This is a genomic window from Robertkochia aurantiaca (assembly GCF_020166495.1).
Lineage (GTDB): Bacteria > Bacteroidota > Bacteroidia > Flavobacteriales > Flavobacteriaceae > Robertkochia > Robertkochia aurantiaca.
On the sequence record NZ_JAINZS010000002.1, the window covers coordinates 135627 to 155165 of the forward strand.

General features: G+C 45.8%; 16 protein-coding genes. 7 read left to right on the forward strand and 9 right to left on the reverse strand.

Going from position 1 to position 19539, the window contains the following annotated elements:
• The first annotated feature begins 137 nt into the window (after positions 1 to 137).
• The 3 genes from K7R10_RS03055 to K7R10_RS03065 are packed head-to-tail and all read left to right on the forward strand — an operon-like array spanning position 138 to position 7788.
• Positions 138 to 4925 carry an HYR-like domain-containing protein gene (locus K7R10_RS03055; protein WP_224483214.1) on the forward strand — a complete coding sequence of 1596 codons (4788 nt, stop codon included), beginning with the start codon at positions 138 to 140 and terminating at the stop codon, positions 4923 to 4925.
• A 9-nt stretch (positions 4926 to 4934) separates the two neighbouring features.
• On the forward strand, positions 4935 to 5870 hold the full coding sequence (locus K7R10_RS03060; protein ID WP_224483215.1) for a PorP/SprF family type IX secretion system membrane protein: 936 nt from the start codon (positions 4935 to 4937) through the stop codon (positions 5868 to 5870).
• A 10-nt stretch (positions 5871 to 5880) separates the two neighbouring features.
• Positions 5881 to 7788, forward strand: a complete 1908-nt coding sequence (locus K7R10_RS03065; RefSeq protein WP_224483216.1) for an OmpA family protein — start codon at positions 5881 to 5883, stop codon at positions 7786 to 7788.
• Between the two features lies 1 nt (position 7789).
• Here K7R10_RS03065 and K7R10_RS03070 read toward each other — a convergent pair whose 3' ends face one another.
• The 6 genes from K7R10_RS03070 to pyrR form a co-directional block, all read right to left on the reverse strand.
• A complete protein-coding gene (locus K7R10_RS03070) occupies positions 7790 to 8188 on the reverse strand; it encodes a CAP domain-containing protein (RefSeq protein WP_224483217.1) in 399 nt (132 codons plus the stop codon).
• Between the two features lie 207 nt (positions 8189 to 8395).
• Positions 8396 to 9043 (reverse strand): pyridoxamine 5'-phosphate oxidase, encoded by a 648-nt coding sequence (gene pdxH / locus K7R10_RS03075; protein WP_224483218.1) that lies wholly within the window; start codon positions 9041 to 9043, stop codon positions 8396 to 8398.
• Positions 9044 to 9090: 47 nt separating this feature from the next.
• Positions 9091 to 10005 (reverse strand): ribonuclease Z, encoded by a 915-nt coding sequence (locus K7R10_RS03080; protein WP_224483219.1) that lies wholly within the window; start codon positions 10003 to 10005, stop codon positions 9091 to 9093.
• An 18-nt stretch (positions 10006 to 10023) separates the two neighbouring features.
• On the reverse strand, positions 10024 to 10356 hold the full coding sequence (locus K7R10_RS03085; protein WP_224483220.1) for a ribonuclease Z: 333 nt from the start codon (positions 10354 to 10356) through the stop codon (positions 10024 to 10026).
• Positions 10357 to 10359: 3 nt separating this feature from the next.
• The gene (locus tag K7R10_RS03090) at positions 10360 to 11289 is read right to left on the reverse strand and encodes an aspartate carbamoyltransferase catalytic subunit (protein WP_224483221.1); all 930 of its coding nucleotides are present in this window, start codon (positions 11287 to 11289) and stop codon (positions 10360 to 10362) included.
• Between the two features lie 9 nt (positions 11290 to 11298).
• Positions 11299 to 11838: a bifunctional pyr operon transcriptional regulator/uracil phosphoribosyltransferase PyrR gene (gene pyrR, locus K7R10_RS03095; RefSeq protein WP_224483222.1), complete on the reverse strand. Its 540-nt coding sequence runs from the start codon at positions 11836 to 11838 to the stop codon at positions 11299 to 11301.
• Between the two features lie 200 nt (positions 11839 to 12038).
• Between pyrR and K7R10_RS03100 the strand changes: the two genes are divergently transcribed.
• The gene (locus K7R10_RS03100) at positions 12039 to 13469 is read left to right on the forward strand and encodes an amidohydrolase (RefSeq protein WP_224483223.1); all 1431 of its coding nucleotides are present in this window, start codon (positions 12039 to 12041) and stop codon (positions 13467 to 13469) included.
• A gap of 77 nt (positions 13470 to 13546) precedes the next feature.
• On the opposite strand, the gene murA is transcribed toward K7R10_RS03100, so the two are convergent.
• The 3 genes from murA to K7R10_RS03115 form a co-directional block, all read right to left on the reverse strand.
• Complete coding sequence (gene murA / locus K7R10_RS03105) at positions 13547 to 14857, reverse strand: UDP-N-acetylglucosamine 1-carboxyvinyltransferase (RefSeq protein WP_224483224.1); 1311 nt, start codon at positions 14855 to 14857, stop codon at positions 13547 to 13549.
• 34 nt (positions 14858 to 14891) lie between these two features.
• Positions 14892 to 15524, reverse strand: coding sequence for a DUF4290 domain-containing protein (locus K7R10_RS03110; RefSeq protein WP_224483225.1), 633 nt, complete (start codon positions 15522 to 15524; stop codon positions 14892 to 14894).
• Between the two features lie 84 nt (positions 15525 to 15608).
• On the reverse strand, positions 15609 to 15899 hold the full coding sequence (locus tag K7R10_RS03115; protein ID WP_224483226.1) for a DUF493 family protein: 291 nt from the start codon (positions 15897 to 15899) through the stop codon (positions 15609 to 15611).
• A 92-nt stretch (positions 15900 to 15991) separates the two neighbouring features.
• Between K7R10_RS03115 and K7R10_RS03120 the strand changes: the two genes are divergently transcribed.
• Genes K7R10_RS03120 through fmt form a run of 3 tightly spaced genes read left to right on the forward strand, consistent with a single transcriptional unit; the run spans position 15992 to position 19386 of the window.
• Positions 15992 to 16531 (forward strand): AAA family ATPase, encoded by a 540-nt coding sequence (locus K7R10_RS03120; RefSeq protein ID WP_224483227.1) that lies wholly within the window; start codon positions 15992 to 15994, stop codon positions 16529 to 16531.
• A gap of 9 nt (positions 16532 to 16540) precedes the next feature.
• Positions 16541 to 18442 (forward strand): RecQ family ATP-dependent DNA helicase, encoded by a 1902-nt coding sequence (locus K7R10_RS15320; RefSeq protein ID WP_224483228.1) that lies wholly within the window; start codon positions 16541 to 16543, stop codon positions 18440 to 18442.
• Positions 18439 to 19386, forward strand: coding sequence for a methionyl-tRNA formyltransferase (gene fmt, locus K7R10_RS03130; RefSeq protein WP_224483229.1), 948 nt, complete (start codon positions 18439 to 18441; stop codon positions 19384 to 19386). The genes K7R10_RS15320 and fmt overlap by 4 nt, the downstream gene beginning before the upstream one ends.
• Positions 19387 to 19539: the final 153 nt, after the last annotated feature.

Genomic DNA, 19539 nt, shown 5'->3' on the forward strand with positions numbered 1-19539 from the left:
TTAGTTGCTTTGCATCAGATTCATAGTCGAACAAGTTGCAAGCTTATTACCCCCTCTGTTTTATTATAGTCTGGCACTAAGCCCCAATCGCCTGACAACCACTTTTGTAAGGTAATTTTTACCCTAAACGCTTGTATATGATAGGAAAACTACGCTGCTCACTTGTAATGATGATAGTATGGCAGTTGACGGGGTTCGGGCAGGAAATTCGTTTCGACGGAGATAACTGTGCCCCGGGGGGTGCCACTGAATGGGGAACACCACATCACGTTGATACCGATATAAATGGAGACGGATACGGCGACCCGGATACCACTCCGGGGTCTGCAGACGTATTGCATTTCTGGAGCTTCAGAAATACCGAGTATCTCTACCTGGCTTTTGAACGAGTTCAAAAAGGAAACTCATACTTTTCTTTCTACCTTAACACCGATTGCAATACTTCCACCGGAGATCCTTCCAGAGACGGTGCAGATATAGCCGTTGCTTTTGACATCAAGCCAAACGGAAACAAACAGGAAATCACCGATAACCTTATTTACCGTTGGAACGGTAGCTCATTTGAAAGCACCGGCCTTACTTTTGAAGCCAAGATCGGTAAAGAATCATGCACCGGAGATCTCGGTAAATTTTTCGAACTAAGACTGCCTCTGTCAGATATCTTTGATGTTTGTAATGAGACCAATCCCGGTTGTAGTTCCCTTGCTATAAATTTGGGGAGTGCCCAGGCTGGCGGTTCACCGAATTCTGCCCTGAAAGATCTCTTCGACTTACCCGCCAATATTGGAATCAATTCAGTTCCCACTCCGGTAATTACGGCCGGCACCGTATTTTGCGTCAATACAGAGGTAACTTTCGACGGCTCTGCTTCTCAACCTTCTGACTTGTCAAGAAGTATTACCGACGATGCAGATTTTATCGAAAGTTTCGAATGGGACCTGGATTATGATGGCAGCAATTTTGTCACTCGGGCTACGGGAGCTATTGTTAATCAAACCTTTACCGAGACAGGAAACAAGCTCATAGCTCTAAGGGTTACAGACCGTTTTGGTTGTTCTCGTATGACCACCCTCAACCTGGATGTATACAATAAGCCTGAAGCTGCTTTTGAAGTAAATAAAGATCCTGATTGTGATATGCAGTTCAGCTTTGATGCTTCAAATTCGACCGATGCTTCTGGCGGAAATAACCTGGACACCTATGAATGGGATTTCAATTATGACGGAACCTTCACAGTTGACGCCTCCGGCAGCACCACCACATACACCTACCCGGAATGCGGAGAATTTACAGTGGCCCTGCGGGTAACCGATAACGGCTCACCGGGAGAATGTTCACAGGCGATCACCACACAAACAATTGTCACTAACGATAATCAGGCTCCCGATTTCGAGGTTCCCGGACAGATTGAAGTCACCAATCAGCAGGAAGCCGAAAACCTGGCTGTAACAGGCGAACCCTCAAATATTACCGACAACTGCGGAAATATTGAGGTAGGTTATCAGGATAAGAAGAAATTAGATAAGTGCGGTGCAGGAAGCATTACGAGAACCTGGACGGTAAGTGACGCCTGTGGAAATACCACAGAAAAAGAACAGATCATCCTGGTTTCCGGTGATGAAAATGTTATAGAACTAACGGCTCCTGCCGATATCACCTTGTCTTGTCCGGGAGAGTACCTGCCTTGCATGGATTTCGAAAATGTAGCAGACCCCACCCAGATACCTTTGCTGAACAAAAAGGTCATCGTAACAGCAGGAACTGAAGACAATAGTTTTATGCCGGGAATCTTCCCTTCATCCAGTCCGACCTCAGCCGACCCTGATCTGGGCACGCCTCATCAGGATTTTAACGGCCCGGGAATTGGAGAAGGAGGAGCTTCAGGAAGCATTTATGCAAACTTCAGACCCAGAAATGACATCCTGATCGTTCAGAATCCCGCCAGTAATTACCCGAATGACCTGAATCTCGACGGAGTATACCTGTCTTTCGACTTTTCTGAGTTTGACGGGGTCAACCTGGCCTCTGTATCACTCCTGGACATTGAACCCAGTCACAACAGACATCTGGAATTGTATGACAGTAACGGAGACCTTGTCGGTAACCTGCCTATTCCTCCTGCAGGAGATAATGGTGCTGTCACTATAGATCTTACCGGAAACAATAATATCTACACCCTAAAAGTGGTATTGAGCGGATCTGGAGCCGTTACAGGCATCTGTTTTAATAACAACATCCTGCCAGAGGAAGAACCTGAGGTGAATTTTACGTGTAATGCACCCGTAGGGACTTATTATGAAGATGAGTGGGTACAAAACGAATGCGGGGTTCAACAGATAAACCGTACCTGGTATGCGGTTGACGAAAACGGAAAAATTGTTTCAGACACCCAGCAGATCACTTTCATTGACCAGGAAGCCCCTGTATTTGCCGAAGATCTGCCAGAGAACATCACCGTTACCTGCGATGAAATCCCTGATGCTGCGGTCTTGACTGCTACTGACAATTGTTCAGGAACTGTTGATGTTACTTTCGAGGAAACCATCGATGAAGATGCAGCGTGCAGCGAAACCGCCACCATCACCAGAACCTGGACGGCCACCGACTGTGCCGGGAATACCGCCACTCATGTACAGACCATTGAAGTCACAGATGAGGAAGCTCCGGTATTTACAGAAGATTTGCCTGCAGACGCCTCCGTAAGTTGCGGAAGCATTCCTGAAGCAGCGGTTTTAACTGCTACCGACAATTGCTCAGGCAGCATTGATGTTACTTTCGAGGAAACCATCGTTGAAGATACAGCGTGCAGCGAAACCGCCACCATCACCAGAACCTGGACGGCCACCGACTGTGCCGGGAATACCGTCACTCATGTACAGACCATCAAGGTTACAGATGAGGAAGCTCCCGTATTTACAGAAGATTTGCCTGCAGACGCCTCCGTAAGTTGCGGAAGCATTCCTGAAGCAGCGGTTTTAACGGCTACCGACAATTGTTCAGGCAGCATTGATGTTACTTTCGAGGAAACCATCGTTGAAGATGCAGCGTGCAGCGAAACCGCCACCATCACCAGAACATGGACGGCCACCGACTGTGCCGGGAATACCGCCACTCATGTACAGACCATCGAGGTTACAGATGAGGAAGCTCCCGTATTTACAGAAGATTTGCCTGCAGACGCCTCCGTAAGTTGCGGAAGCATTCCTGAAGCAGCGGTTTTAACGGCTACCGACAATTGTTCAGGCAGCGTTGATGTTACTTTCGAGGAAACCATCGTTGAAGATGCAGCGTGCAGCGAAACCGCCACCATCACCAGAACCTGGACGGCCACCGACTGCGCCGGGAATACCGCCACTCATGTACAAACCATCGAGGTTACAGATGAGGAAGCTCCGGTATTTACAGAAGATTTGCCGGCAGACGCCTCTGTAAGTTGCGGAAGCATTCCTGAGGCTGCGGTTTTAACCGCTACCGACAATTGCTCAGGCAGCATTGATGTTACTTTCGAAGAAACTACTCAGGCCAGTAACGAATGTGAAGGGTTATCGACCATCACCAGAACCTGGACGGCCACCGACTGCGCCGGGAATACCGCCACTCATGTACAGACCATCGAGGTTACAGATGAGGAAGCTCCGGTATTTACAGAAGATTTGCCGGCAGACGCCTCTGTTAGTTGCGGAAGCATTCCTGAAGCTGCGGTTTTAACTGCTACCGACAATTGCTCAGGCAGCATTGATGTTACTTTCGAAGAAACTACTCAGGCCAGCAGCGAATGCGAAGGGTTATCGACCATCACCAGAACCTGGACGGCCACCGACTGTACCGGGAATACCGCCACTCATGTACAGACCATCGAGGTCACAGATGAGGAAGCTCCGGTATTTTTGGAGTCCCTCCCTGACGATATCGTAATTAGCTGCGGTGAAATTCCTGCGGCTCCTGTTCTGACCGCCTTCGACGATTGCAGTGGAAATGTAGAGGTGAATTTCAATGAAATCCGATCAGACAATGATAATTCCTGTGAAGAGGTGATTATAACCAGAACCTGGAGCGCTTCAGATTGCAATGGGAATACAGTTACACACACCCAACAGGTGACTATCTCAGACGAGGAAGCACCCGTATTGCAAAGCGAGATAGATCAGAACATCATGGTTAGCTGTGATGCAATTCCTGAAGTTCCTGAGGTGGTCTTTACAGACAATTGCAGCGCAGAAGTAGCTATCGCGTTTGAAGAGATCGTACACACCGATATTCCGGGTAATGACTACGATATAGAAAGGATCTGGACTGCTTCTGACAACTGCGGAAACACTACTGTTTTCATACAGGAGATCTTCGTTATGGGCAGCACACCCGAGCTACCCACAAGAGACTTAAGAATTTGTCCTGAGGATGGACCTGTCGATCTGTTCTCCGAAGTTGATGATCTGCCTGCCTCCGGAGGAAGCTGGGAATCAGTAGACGGAAATGCCATGCTGAACGGCTCCGAGTTTGATCCAACCGAATTGAATCCCGGACTCTACCGGTTCCTATATACAACCCTTGACGGTAATTGCCGTGTAACGGTACCGGTGAATGTTACAGTTCGGGGCGATTGTGTGGTACTTCCGTGTACCTCTGAGAAAGACATCTTTATTTCCAAAGCGATCACTCCCAACGGCGATGGTCATAACGACTTCTTCGAGGTAAGGGGTATCAGTGAACAATGTGGTTTCAAAATTTCGGTTATGGTTTTCAATCGCTGGGGAGATAAAGTTTTTGAATCGGCGAATTACAAAAATAATTGGGATGGTTCCACTACGGGTATGATAGGCGGGTCCTCACATCTTCCGGCAGGCACCTATTATTATATCGTGAAACTGGCTGAAAGCGGCCTGGATCCCTTTACCGGATATATCTATCTCGGAACAGCCAACTAATACCATGTTATGATAAAAAGAAACTACACATATATAGCGACGATCGTACTGCTTTTCTCGGCCTTTTGGTCATGGGGGCAGCAACTACCTCAGTTCACCCAATACATGTACAATACGATAGCTATTAATCCAGCCTATGCAGGAAGCAGGGAATCTCTGAGTTTTGTAGGCTTGCACCGCAGCCAATGGAGCGGTTTCGGAGGTGGTCCGCAGACACTCACCGCTTCTGTGCACTCTCCTCTTAGAAATGACCGTATCGGTTTGGGGATGTCGGTTATAAATGATCAATTGGGATATGAAAACTTCTCATATGTTTATGCTGATTTCTCATATACCATCCCTACCGGTGATGTTTCCAAATTATCTTTCGGGATTAAAGGTGGTGTTACTCAGTTCAGGCTCGACCAGGAATTTCTCACCGACCCCTCTATCGTCAATGACCCGTTCTTTACCGACATCTCCAATCGGGTAAGTCCGAATATCGGAGCAGGGGTATACTGGCACTCTTACCGCTGGTACATAGGCCTGTCATCTCCGAGGATTCTGAATACAGATTATAATAAAGGACGTGGAGCCGAGCAGGAATTTATCGCTGCTGAAAGACAGAGCTACTATCTGACAGGAGGCCTGGTCATCGATATGGGAACCGATGTGAAGTTCAAACCTGCGTTTCTGATAAAGGCAACCAACGGAGCTGACCCTTCATACGACACTACGTTGAATTTCCTTTTCTACGAAAAACTATGGCTGGGAGCATCTTATCGTTTTGATGATTCCATAGGGGGTATTGCAGATTTTCAGATCACAGAGCAGTTGCGCCTGGGGTATGCATACGACTACCCCATCTCTGATATCAGACCCTACAACTCAGGTACACATGAGATCTTTCTGTTATTTGACCTGAAACTGGCAAATCCGAAATTCAAATCGCCCCGGTACTTTTAAAGAATTGAAAATGATGAAAAATACCACCCTTCTTTTCTTCGGAATATTGCTGATTAGCAGCTGTACGTTTGCCCAATATGGGAAACAGAAAAAAGCAGATGCACTTTTCAATGAATTCTCCTTTGTTGAGGCTTCAAAAGTGTACAGGGAATTGCTGGCTAATAACTACAACGCCGATTATGTCACCAGGAAACTGGCCGACTGCTATTTTATGCTCAGAGATCCGGAGCATGCAGAACCATATTATGAGAAAGCCGTTCAGCAGGAAGGCATTTCTAAAGACTACTTTTACAATTATGCGGTGGTACTCAGAGGTCTTGGCAAATATGAAGCTTCTGAAGAATGGGCCAAAATGTATAAGAAGGAGGGCGGTGAAGCAAAACTGGTGCGTGAACTCAAAAAAGCACCTTTTGATTCCGCTTTTTTCGAGACCCGTGTCAGATATCAGCTGCACCCTTTCGAACACAATTCAAAAAACAGTGACTTCGGGGCTTACGAGCATAACTACCAGTTATACTTTGTCTCCGCGAGAAATTCAAAAAGCAATGAAGGTGATATACATGGCTGGAACGAACAGCGATTTTTAGACATGTATACTCTCAATCTGAATACAACAGATCCCGGCATCAAGCCGGTAGAGGGAATCAATTCTGTGTACCACGAAGGCCCCATGGCTATCAGTCAGGATGGAAAGACCATGTATTTTTCAAGGAACAACTATCTCGACAACAAAAGGGGAAAAGATAAAGAGGGGGTGGTACACCTTAAGATATACCGTGCTCAGAAAACCGGCAACACCTGGACCGATATCGAAGAATTGCCTTTTAATGACGACGCCTATTCGGTATCTCATCCCGCCCTCTCTCCGGATGGAAAAACACTCTATTTCGCTTCAGATATGCCCGGAGGCTATGGCCTTGCCGATATTTACAAGGCAGAGGTAAGGGCTGATGGCAGCTTTGGAAAACCGGTCAATCTCGGACCCGAAATAAACACTATAGGGAATGAATTATTCCCTTTTGTCTCCAGGGAGAACAGCCTTTTTTTCGCATCAGACGGACAGCCGGGATATGGTCTTCTGGACATACAGGTCGCTATTAAAAATGAGGCAGGTGAAATTACTGGCGTGCTAAATATGGGCGAGCCCATTAACAGCACCGCTGACGATTTCTCCTTCTTCCTGTCTGAAAACGGAGTAAACGGCTATATCGCCACCAACAGGCATAGCACCGTGGGAGATGATGATATCTTCAGATTTGAACGCATATTACCGCTCATGCTGAAAGGGCATGTACTGGACTCGGTCAACCACCGACCCATCGCCAATGCCCGTATCGACCTTAAAACCCGTAACGGAGAAGATGTGGCTTATCTTATTACAGATGAGAAGGGTTATTATGAGATCAATATAGATCGGGGAATGGATTTCACCATTAAGGCGACCCATAAGAAATACAATGAAAAGTCAAGGGATTTCTCAAGCAAAGAACTGCCCAAGACGCTTACCGAGCTGGTAGTGAATCTCGAACTGAGCCCTGTCAAAGACATCAGGGTACTGGCTGACTTAAACACCATTTACTTCGATTTTGATAAATATGACATCAGACCTGATGCCGCACGTGAACTTGATAAGATCGTTCGGTTGCTTTCCGATGAATATCCCGACATGGTAATGCGAATAGAGGCACATACAGATTCAAGGGGCTCAACCTCTTATAATGACCGCCTTTCTATAGACAGGGCTAATTCCACCGTCGAGTATCTGGTAAGCCAGGGGCTTTCTCCTGAACGGATTCTTACCTCGCAGGGATATGGTGAAAAAAGACTTACCAATGGATGTGAAGACGGCATTCAGTGCGAAGAGGCGCTTCACCAGCAAAATCGCCGAACCGAGTTCATCGTTGTGAAAATGGAGTAACCTATTCTTCCAAACGCTTGATGAATATATGGGTAAAATAAAAATTACCCTCCTTGTCCTTTCTGGCGCTGATGGAAGCATGGGTAAAATCACCCTCAATCACTGCACGATGCTGCTCACTGTTTAACCAACCATTTACCACGCCTGTAGCGGTAGTGTAGGCAAAAGCCACATTCTCAGCAACCAGAGCTGCATTGGCATTGCTCTTTAAATAAGCTTCTCTCTCGAAAAAATAATCATGATTGGCTTCCTGGGTAGCGATCATATAGTTCGTGTGTTCCTCTGCTTTTGCATAAACGATATCAAGATTTTTCAACGGGTTGAGGGAAATTGAAATTCGGTGTTCGTTTATCAGTTCGAAAACTTCATTTTGAAGAGACACATCCTCTAAAGAAGCCACATAGAGGTTTTCTGTTTCGGTAATGCTCTCATTTGCACAGGAATAACAGCACAGACAGAGAATCATTATAGGCAACATGAGGCGTGTTGCCGCTAAAGTTCTGGCATTCATAGGTTAATGTAATAAGATTTGGCCTTACTAATTTACGTAGCCCTATGAATAGAACTGTTAAAAAAATGTTAATTTAGATGAAATGCCTTACAGTTATCATGGGGAGAGTCGTTCAATAATCCAATCGAAATCTTTCGTTAACCGATATCTCAGCCGGTCATGCAGTCTGTTTGGACGGCCTTGCCAGAATTCAATTGATTCAGGTCTCACCAGATAACCTCCCCAGTAATCGGGACGTTCGATCTCCTTCCCTTTCCATTCGAACTCCAGCTTGCGAAGATTCTCTTCTATCGCCTCCCTGGAAGGTATAACGGTACTCTGCCTTGAAACCACGGCCCCCAGTTGACTGCCTCTTGGCCTGGATTCAAAGTATCCGTCTGAAAGGTTTTCTGCTATCTTTTCTGCCTTACCCTTCACAATGACCTGTCTTTCCAGGTTAGGCCAGAAGAATGAAAGGCAAACCCTGGGATCTTTATCTATAGCCCTGCCTTTTTCACTTTCATAATTGGTAAAAAAGATAAAACCTTCTTCTGTGTATCGCTTCAAAAGAACCACACGATTCTTCGGAAATCCGTCCAGACCTACAGTCGAGATGGTCATGGCATTGGCTTCTTCCACCCCGCCAAATTTTTCCACTTCGTAAAACCAGGTCTGAAACAACTGTATAGGATTATCAGGAACCTTATCTTCGGTCAGTTCGCTTTTCTCGTAATTTCGCCTGTAATGTCCCAGGTCTTTTTCCATATCCTTTTTAATCTTGAAAATACTAAGAATCGCCCAAATCAGGCTTGTTAAAAGTCAAAAGTCTTACCATCCTCTGCCAGTGCCACCGGTTCGAAAATCGTTTCGGCTTCCTGCCTGAATGCTTCCAACGAATTATAACGTGTCGAATAATGCCCGAGAACAAGCTTTTTAACCCCTGCTTTCAAGGCTATGCTCGCAGCCTGCTTTGCGGTGGAATGCCCCGTCATTGCCGCCAGGTCTTCGTGGTCCTGGAGAAAGGTGGATTCATGATAAAGTATATCAACCTCCCTGATCAAGGGAACGATGCCCTGATCGTAGGCCGTATCACTGCAAAAAGCATACGATTTTACAGGGGGCGGATCGTAAGTAAGCATTTCGTTGGCTATCACCTCTCCCTCTTCGGTTACCACATCTTTTCCTTGTTTGATCTTTCGAAAATAACTTCGGTCTACACGAAACTTCTCGGCCGCTGTAATATTGAGTTTCCGCAGGCCGGGTTTCTCTCTGAACAAAAATCCATTGGTGTAAATACGATGCTTTAAAGGGATGGTAAAAACCTCCACCTTATCATCTTCAAAAATAAGTTCTGAATTCTTCGACTCCAGTTCATGAAATATCAAAGGAAAATTGGTCCATGCATTTCCCACCTTCAACATTACCGTTATGGCTTCCTTGATTCCCTTCGGCCCATGTATATGCAAAGCACTTTCCCGGCCCAGCAATCTGAAAGTGGTGATCAGTCCGGGCAAACCAAAAAAATGATCACCGTGTAAATGGGAAATAAATATATGTTTTATCCTGGCAAATTTGATCTTTTGCTTCCTGAGAGCCACCTGAGTACCTTCCCCGCAATCTATAAGGAAAATATGGCCATTGATATGCAGCACCTGAGCCGTAGGATTTGTCATGGCTCTCGGTGTGGCACTGTAGCACCCCAAAATATGCAGTTTGTTTATATTCATCTGATCAGAAGGTCTGTATCAGGCGTCCAGATCACGCTCAATATCCTCCATTTCGATCAGATCGTATGCTTCTTTTAAAGTAGGGACCACCACCATATTATCATGTACATCATCATAATTCACGGCATTGGTAACGATTACAAAAGACTTATTGCCTTTTCGGTGGTCTTCTGAAACCTCGAAGAATTCTGTCAGGTCATTTGCTGTTAAATTACTGATCTCCTGAAGATTTAAAATGATGTTATCCTTTTTGTGTTTGTCGTAATTCTCTCTGAATCGCTCTACGAAAGTTCTGAATGAAAGGCTTTCCTGGGTAAATAGGGCGATGTTCTCCTGTCTGTCAATGATCATGTTCTACTGTTTAATTTTTGATGCTAGTAAGTAAATCACGGCCATACGAATGGCCACACCATTCTCAACCTGATTGAGAATTATTGCCTGACCGGAATCGGCTACGTCACTTGTGATCTCTACTCCCCTGTTAATGGGTCCGGGGTGCATGATAACGATCTCTTTGTCAAGCGATTCCAGCAGGGCACGGTTCACACCATATTGTTGGGTATATTCACGGGTAGACGGGAAATAACTGATGTCCATACGCTCGTTCTGCACGCGCAACATGTTAGCGACATCACACCATTCCAGAGCTTTTTTAAGATTGGGTTCCACAGTCACCCCAAGGGAGGTGATGTATTTGGGAATAAGGGTTTGCGGACCGCATACCTTTACCTCTGCTCCCTGCAGCTGAAGGGCAAAAATATTCGAGAGGGCCACCCTTGAGTGCAGAATATCGCCTACTATCACCACTTTTTTGCCGGCTACAGTTCCCAGTTTTTCCCTGATTGAGTATGAGTCAAGCAACGCCTGTGTAGGGTGCTCATGTGCCCCGTCACCAGCATTGACAATACTGGCATTTACGTGCTTAGACAAAAAGATGCCGGCTCCCGGATTCGGATGCCGCATAACCACCATGTCAACCTTCATCGAAAGAATATTATTCACCGTATCGATAAGGGTTTCGCCTTTTTTAACCGAAGACTGGGAGGCCGAAAAATTGATCACATCGGCAGAAAGCCGCTTCTCAGCAAGTTCAAATGACAACTTGGTACGGGTACTGTTCTCAAAAAAGAGATTGGCAATAGTGATGTCTCGAAGCGAAGGTACTTTTTTGATCGGCCGGTTAATCACCTCCTTGAAGTGATCGGCGGTTTCAAAGATCAGTTCGATATCTTCGGCTTTCAGGTACTTAATTCCAAGTAAGTGATCTACACTTAATTCACTCATTTCGTTAGGCTATTGTTTTACCATATATACTTTATCTTCTCCGTCGTTTTCCTGCCACATTACCAGAACCCGCTCTTCATTGATGGCATCTACCTGCCTCCCTCTGTAATCGGGCTGTATGGGAAGATGCCTGCTGAAACGGCGGTCGATCAGGGTAAGGAGTTCTATTTCACTGGGGCGACCAAAAGACTGGATGGCAGTAAGGGCTGAGCGAATGCTCCTGCCCGTATACAAAACATCGTCTATAAAGACTACCTTTTTGTCTTCTACAAGAAAATCGATACGGGTTTTATTGGCTTCAAGTGTCTTTTCTCCCCGCCTGAAGTCATCCCTGAAAAAAGTGATGTCGAGATAGCCAAGTCTCACCTGTTCGATCCCGTAATCATTCTCAAGCAATCTCTTAAGACGTTCTGCCAGAAAAACCCCTCTGGGTTGTATTCCGATCAGTACGGTTTCTCTGAAATCATGGTGATTCTCGATAAGTTGACAGGCGAGTCTGTGTAAAATTATGTCGATCTCTTTGGCTGAAAGCAGGACTTTTTGACTCATATCGAAAAGCGAAAGTATATGTTTGGTAAAAGTACATATTTTTAGGCAGAATACTCAACAATTTTAGAAGCCCACTCCCTCCTCACATTCGCAGAGGCCTGAATTACAATACGCCCGTTTATTTAAATTTCTTACATTTAGGCAAACTAACTGCTCCGGAGTCAAGCCGGGACAACCCATTAACCATTCAAATAATTTTTATGAAAAAAATCGTTTTACTTTCCTTGCTGCTGCTGACAGGCCTGCAACCTGCGCTGTCTCAGCGCTTATCAAAAGATAAAAAACAGGTTATCGCCAGCGTCGAAAATCATAAGGAAGAATTGATCAAAATAAGCGATTCTATCTGGAGTGCAGCAGAAATTGCATTTCAGGAAGAAAAGTCATCAGCTTACCTGGCCGATTATGCAGAAGCCAACGGTTTCACGGTAGAACGTGGGGTAGCAGGTATTCCTACTGCCTTCACTGCCACCTACGGTTCGGGCAAACCGGTAATAGGGATCCTGGGGGAGTTTGATGCTTTACCCGGAATTTCTCAAAAGGCGAGCCCTGAAAAAGATCCCCTGGTAGAAGGGGGAGCCGGACATGGTTGTGGTCATAACCTTTTCGGTACGGCAAGCCTTGGCGCTGCTCTTGCTATAAAAGAACAGATCGAAAAGGGAGAGATCGAAGGCACCATCAGGTTCTACGGGACACCCGCTGAAGAAAAATATTTCGGGAAATTATGGATGATTAGAGCCGGGCTTTTTGATGACCTCGACGTTTGTCTGGATTGGCATCCATCTGCCACCACCAAAGCTGATGTTCAGAGCTCCCTGGCTCTGGTCGATTTCATTGTTGAATTCAGGGGGCAGGCTGCCCATGCAGCTGCTGATCCGTGGAACGGACGAAGTGCTTCAGATGCACTGGAACTGTATACAACCGGAATCAACTATTACCGTGAACACATTAAACCCACCGTACGTATTCATTACCATATACAGGATGGCGGACAGGTGGTTAACGTGGTGCCTGATTATTCCAAGATCTGGGTGCGGGTTCGTGACACCAAACGTGAAGGTCTCACTCCTGTTTATGAACACGTGAAAAAAATGGCCGAAGGAGCTGCTATCATGGCTGATGTGGAACATGAGATCTCGCTGGTCTCAGGCATCTATGAAGTACTGGTCAACCGAACCGGTGGTGCAGCCATGCAGGAGAACCTCGAAATGCTGGGACCTATAGAATACACAGAAGAAGAAATCGCTTTTGGCAAGAAAATACAGGAAGCAACGGAAAAACCTCAGGTAGGGATGGATAGCGAAATTCGTCCGTTAGAGGATACCAAAGAAAACCCCGGAGGCGGTTCGACCGATGTAGGTGACGTAAGCTGGGTCGTACCTACAGTAAGGTTGGGCGTAACCGTAGCTCCCAAAGACACCCCCTGGCATTCGTGGGCAGTGGTTGCCTGTGGCGGAATGTCGATCGGGCATAAAGGCATGATCAGGGCAGCCAAGATACTGGCTATGACAGCAACCGATCTTTACAACGATGAAAAACTGGTTGAAGAAGTTAAGTCAGAGTTCAGGGAAAGAAAAGGAGATCATGAATATAAAGGAATGATCCCCGATGGACCTCCACCGGTTGGGAATTAATCGTATAAAAAAGCCCCGGAAAGCGAAAACTTCCGGGGCTTTTTTTTATTGAATATTTTATCTGATTAGGCTTCGCCTTAATCTACTCTGATGATCGAGGCACCAATTGCCTGCAATCTTCCGTCGATGTTTTCATATCCACGATCGATCTGTTCGATATTATGAATAGTCGAAGTGCCTTTTGCAGACAAAGCAGCTATTAACAGTGAAACTCCCGCCCTGATATCAGGGGAAGTCATGGTGGTAGCCTTGAGAGTTGATTGAAAATCGTGACCGATCACCGTTGCCCGGTGCGGATCACACAAAATGATCTTGGCCCCCATATCGATCAGCTTATCGACAAAGAACAAACGGCTTTCAAACATTTTCTGGTGAATGAGTACACTTCCCCGGGCCTGTGTTGCAATGGTCAAAACGATACTAAGCAGATCGGGAGTGAAACCCGGCCAGGGAGCATCAGAGATGGTCAATACCGAGCCATCTATATAATTCTGTATTTCGTAACCTTCGCTGTGTTCGGGAATGTATATATCGTCTCCCCTCTTCTCCAGCGTAATACCCAACTTGGCAAAAACCGAAGGTATCTGCCCAAGGTAATCCCACCCGGCGTTTTTGATGGTCAGCTCACTACGGGTCATGGCAGCCATACCCACCCATGATCCGATCTCGATCATATCGGGTAGCATGGTATGCTCGGTTCCTCCAAGCTTTTCAACCCCTTCTATGGTAAGCATATTCGAGCCGATACCACTGATCCTGGCTCCCATACGGTTCAGCATTTTACACAATTGCTGAAGATAGGGTTCGCAGGCAGCATTATAAATGGTAGTGGTTCCTTCCGCCAGCACAGCGGCCATCACGATATTAGCTGTACCGGTTACCGAGGCTTCATCGAGCAACATAAAAGTACCTTTCAGCTTTTCAGCTTCAACCCCATAGAAATATTCTTCCCGATTGTACCTGAAATTAGCACCCAGCTTTATAAACCCTTCAAAATGCGTATCCAGTCGTCTCCTGCCGATCTTGTCTCCTCCCGGTTTGGGAATATAACCCTTTCCGAATCTCCCCAGCAAGGGTCCTACCAGCATGATCGAACCTCTGAGACCTTTCCCGTCAGACTTAAACTGAGGGGTTTCCAGGTATTCCAGATTCAGATCGTTGGCCATAAAAGTATAGGAAGCCGGTCCTATTTTCTTGATAATCACGCCGAGGTTTTCAAGCAGATCGATCAGCTTGTTCACATCGATGATGTTCGGAATATTGTGAATGGTGACTTTTTCTTCGGTAAGCAAAACAGCACATAGTATCTGCAGTGCCTCATTCTTGGCACCCTGGGGAGTGATCTCACCCTTCAGCTGGTGCCCGCCTTCAATTTTGAAAGTACCCATAAATAAGCGGTAAAATTTGGTATGATATTACGTTTTAATAGCGTTTTTTTCTGCCCTTATGCTTGCGCGGACTACTGGTTGTTCGGGTTTTGCTTTTGCTGCGAACCAACTCCTTGCTTTCCCTGAGGTCTTCATCCCACTTTGCAAGATTGATCTTCCCTCCGCTAAGCTCATACAAATGGTCGAAGATCACCTCATCTTCCACACTGTCTTTATTCCAGTTCAGGTAGCTTTTCTTCATATGATTGGCTATGGTGAACTTCAGGGCATCTTTGAGGTCACCCTCGTCCCAGCTCACACAAACGTCAATCATACGCTTAATATTGTTACCATAGAAGCGGTATTTGGGATGATTCTGCGGGTAATCAAGCTTTTCAGGCCTCTCCTCAAGCATTTCCCGGGTCGGTTTTGGAAAAGGTGAATCAACATCGAGTTCAAAGTCAGAAATAATGAATAATTGATCCCATAGTTTATGCTGAAAATCAGGCACGTCGCGCAGGTGAGGGTTGAGATTTCCCATCACTCCGATTATGGCTTTGGCCATTTTATTCCGCTCTTCACGGTCATCGATGGAGATCACATGGTCTACCATCTTTTGTATATGTCTTCCGTACTCAGGTATGATCAACCTGGGTCTCTCGCTGTTGTATTCTAAATTTTCTACCAAAACGTATTGAAATTATTAATAGGGTGAGTCGCTCGTATAGCGCTTGTGGTCCAAAATACTAAAAATATATCGTTCCCGTCGTATTTAGAGAGAAATAACTCCTTCAACCTGCCCTACTTCTTTATAGATCGCTATTACAGATTCAGGATCTTCCATAGTGACCTTAACCGAAATGCTGGTATAGTTGCCATTCGAGGAGCTCTTTTTATCGATCACCGCTCCCATATTGTCAAAGGTCTTTTCTATTGTCAGTATTTTTTGTTCATCAGAAGGCACGATGAACTTATACATATAAAGGGATGGCCATTGAGTACTTTTGGCGAGCTCCCCTTTTAATCGCTTGTAAAAAGCTTCCTGGTCATTCTTGTTTCCCATAACGTTACTCCCTGTTTTTGGCAAAGATAAGCCTTCGATCGGGAAATTTTTATTAATTGGCCGGTATTAGTTAATTTGCCCCACAATTTGTCATGAAGAAGGAACACAAGAAGATAGTGATCACAGGAGGGCCGGGCACAGGCAAAACGACACTGATCGAAGACCTGAAAGGCAGGGAATATACCTGTCTCCCTGAAATATCAAGACAGGTTACCCTGAAAGCCCGGGAAGAAGGAATCGAGCAACTCTTCCTCGAAGACCCTTTGCTTTTCAGTAAAAAATTGCTGGAGGGCAGAACTATGCAGTACCACGAAGCCAGCCGGTTACAGGCTGACCCCGTTTTTTTCGACCGCGGCATTCCTGATGTGGTGGCTTACCTGGATTATATAGGAGATGAATACCCCGATTGGTTCTCTGAACCCTGTAAAGTATTTCGTTACGATACTGTTTTTTTGCTCCCCCCCTGGGAAGATATCTATCGGTCAGACAGTGAACGCTACGAAAATTATGAACAAGCCAGCCTGATTCACGACCACCTTGAAAAGACCTATAAGCGCTTCGGCTACAACTTACTGGAGGTACCGAAAGATTCGGTTTCCCAGCGTATCGAGTTCATTCTCGACAACCTATAATTATACGGTGTGATAAATAACCCGACAGACATACTCAGAAAATACTGGGGTTTCGAAAGTTTTCGGCCATTGCAGCAAGAGATCATTGAATCGGTCATGCTACAAAACGATACTGTGTCACTGCTACCTACAGGTGGGGGAAAATCGATATGCTATCAGGTACCCGCGCTTCTTAGAACGGGTATTTGCATTGTGGTTTCACCCCTGGTGGCTCTTATTGAAGACCAGGTAAGTACTCTGAAAAGCAAAGGAATCAAAGCAGTAGGAATCAGCAGTGGGATCAGTCATAAGGACCTGGATGATATACTGGATAATTGCATTTACGGAAATTTCAAGTTTTTGTATCTCTCGCCTGAGCGGCTGCAACAGGAATTGGTCAGAAATCGTATTCAGCAAATGGAAGTATCACTTATCGCTATCGATGAGGCCCATTGCATCTCACAATGGGGCAATGACTTCAGGCCGGCATACCGCCAATGTGCAGACCTCAGAGAATTTCACCCGAAAGCACCGGCTATCGCCCTTACTGCTACTGCCACAAACAAGGTCTTGAACGATATCTGTGACAATCTATCACTTCACCAGCCACAGGTTTTCAGAGGTTCTTTTCATCGCAAGAATATCGGCTATTTTGTTCTGAAAGATCAGGACAAGCAATACCGGTTGCTACAGGTACTTGGTAAGAAATCAGGAAGCTCCATCGTATATGTCAGGAGCAGAAAGGCCACTAAAAGACTGAGTGACCTGCTCAATGAAAAAGCAATCAGGTCAGAACCCTTTCACGGGGGAATGCCCACAGGTGAAAAAGAAGCAGCACTTAAAAGATGGTTAAAGGGAAATACCCGGGTCATGGTAGCGACCAACGCCTTTGGGATGGGAATCGATAAACCCGACGTGGAAACGGTTATTCATATGGCCCTGCCCGAATCTCTTGAGAGTTATTATCAGGAAGCAGGAAGGGCAGGCAGAAACGGCGAGCCGGCATTTGCTGTGGTGATCACCAATGAAAGCGATCAGGCACAGGCCAACCGGCAGTTTATTGAGTCGTTGCCTGATGTACACTTCCTCAAGGAACTGTATCGTAAATTAAACACCTATTACCAGATCTCTTACGGAGAGGGAGAGTTTGAAAGCTACTTTCTTAACTTCAATATTTTTTGTCAACGATATGGTTTCGACCCGGTATTGTGTTACAACGGACTCAAAACCCTTGACCGCCATTCTGTGATTCAGATCCGTGAACATTTTCAACGCACCACAAAAATCCAGTTCAAGTGCAGTAACTCTGCGCTCTTCAATTACCTGGATCGCCACCCTGAAACCGGTAAGGTCATACAGACACTGCTTCGTACCTATGGAGGCCTGTTTGAACTTGAAATTACCGTTAACCCACAGCTCATTGCATCGAAATCAGGAGAGTCGGCAGAAAAAGTGATCGCTGTGTTCAGACGACTGGAAAAAGATGACATGATATTTTACGAAGAACAGCAGACCGATACTGAGATCACCTTCCTGCTTCCCCGGGAAGATGATCGTACCATTAATAATATAGCCAGGGCTGTAAAGAACCACAACGAAATAAAAGCCGACCAGCTGCATCAGGTCATCAACTGGATCGAAAATGAGGATCACTGTAAAACTCGTTTGCTTTTACATTATTTCGGAGAAAAAACCGGAGAAGATTGTGGCAATTGCTCCTATTGCGTAAAAAAATTACGATCCGCTCAGAAGAAAACGACAGGCATATCGAACGTCATTTTATCGGCCCTGGAGAATACTCCGCGTTCCTCCAGGGAACTGGCCGCCCTGATACAGGTTGAGGAATCGATATTATTGGAACAACTGTCACTGCTATTGGCAGAAGAAAAGATCGATATCAAAGAAGGAAATAAATATTACCGAACAAAATGAAGAATCTAAGTATAGTTTTTATGGGGACGCCCGATTTCGCTGTGGCTTCCCTCGACGCGATCCTGAAAGCCGGCTATCCGGTAAAGGGGGTAATCACCGCCCCTGATCGTCCGGCCGGAAGGGGTCGAAAATTACGCCCTTCAGCTGTAAAGCAGTATGCCCTGGCGCACGATTTAAAAGTAATGCAGCCCACTAACCTGAAAGACCCTGTATTCCTGGACGAACTGCAACAGCTGCAGGCTGATGTCTTTGTAGTGGTAGCGTTCAGAATGCTTCCCGAAGCGGTCTGGAGTATGCCGCCAAGGGGCACCTTTAACCTGCATGCTTCCCTGTTACCTGAATACCGGGGAGCAGCACCCATTAACTGGGCGATTATAAGGGGGGAGAAACAAACCGGGGTCACCACCTTTTTTATAGATGAAAAAATCGATACAGGAGCTATTATCGATCAACGAAAAACCGAGATTGGCCAAAATACCACTGCAGGGGAACTGCACGATACCCTCATGGACCTGGGAGCCGGCCTGGTGACTGATACGCTGGAGATGATCGGACAGGGAACTGTTCAAACCAAGGAACAGGACAAGGAAGCCGAAGTGAAAACAGCACCTAAGATCGACAGGGAGAGCACCAGGATAGACTGGAACAAACCGGTAGCTGAGATCCATAACCTTATCAGAGGAATGAGCCCCTATCCTACTGCCTGGACTTATTTAGTAAACAAAGGGGAAGAAATCCCGGTAAAAATATTTACGGCATCCATAGCCGAAGGTGCAACAGATACCAAGCCCGGACAGGTTTTTATCGATAACAGAACGATGAAGGTAAGCGGTAAAGACGGCTGGCTGGAACTGTATGAGATCCAAATGCCCGGGAAACGAAAAATGTCAGTTCAGGATGTTTTGAACGGTATAGAAATAGAAAAGAGTGCGAAAATGCGCTGAGCCCTTTGATAATAAGCCTTGGCGTATATATGGTAAAAAAAAGCTTACGTTATTAACAATCGCTGTAAGTTATTAACAAAAACGCTGATTTCCCTTGCTATTACTTGCGTGGTATGTAATTCCGTCTAAATTTGTTAACCGATTAAAGAAATG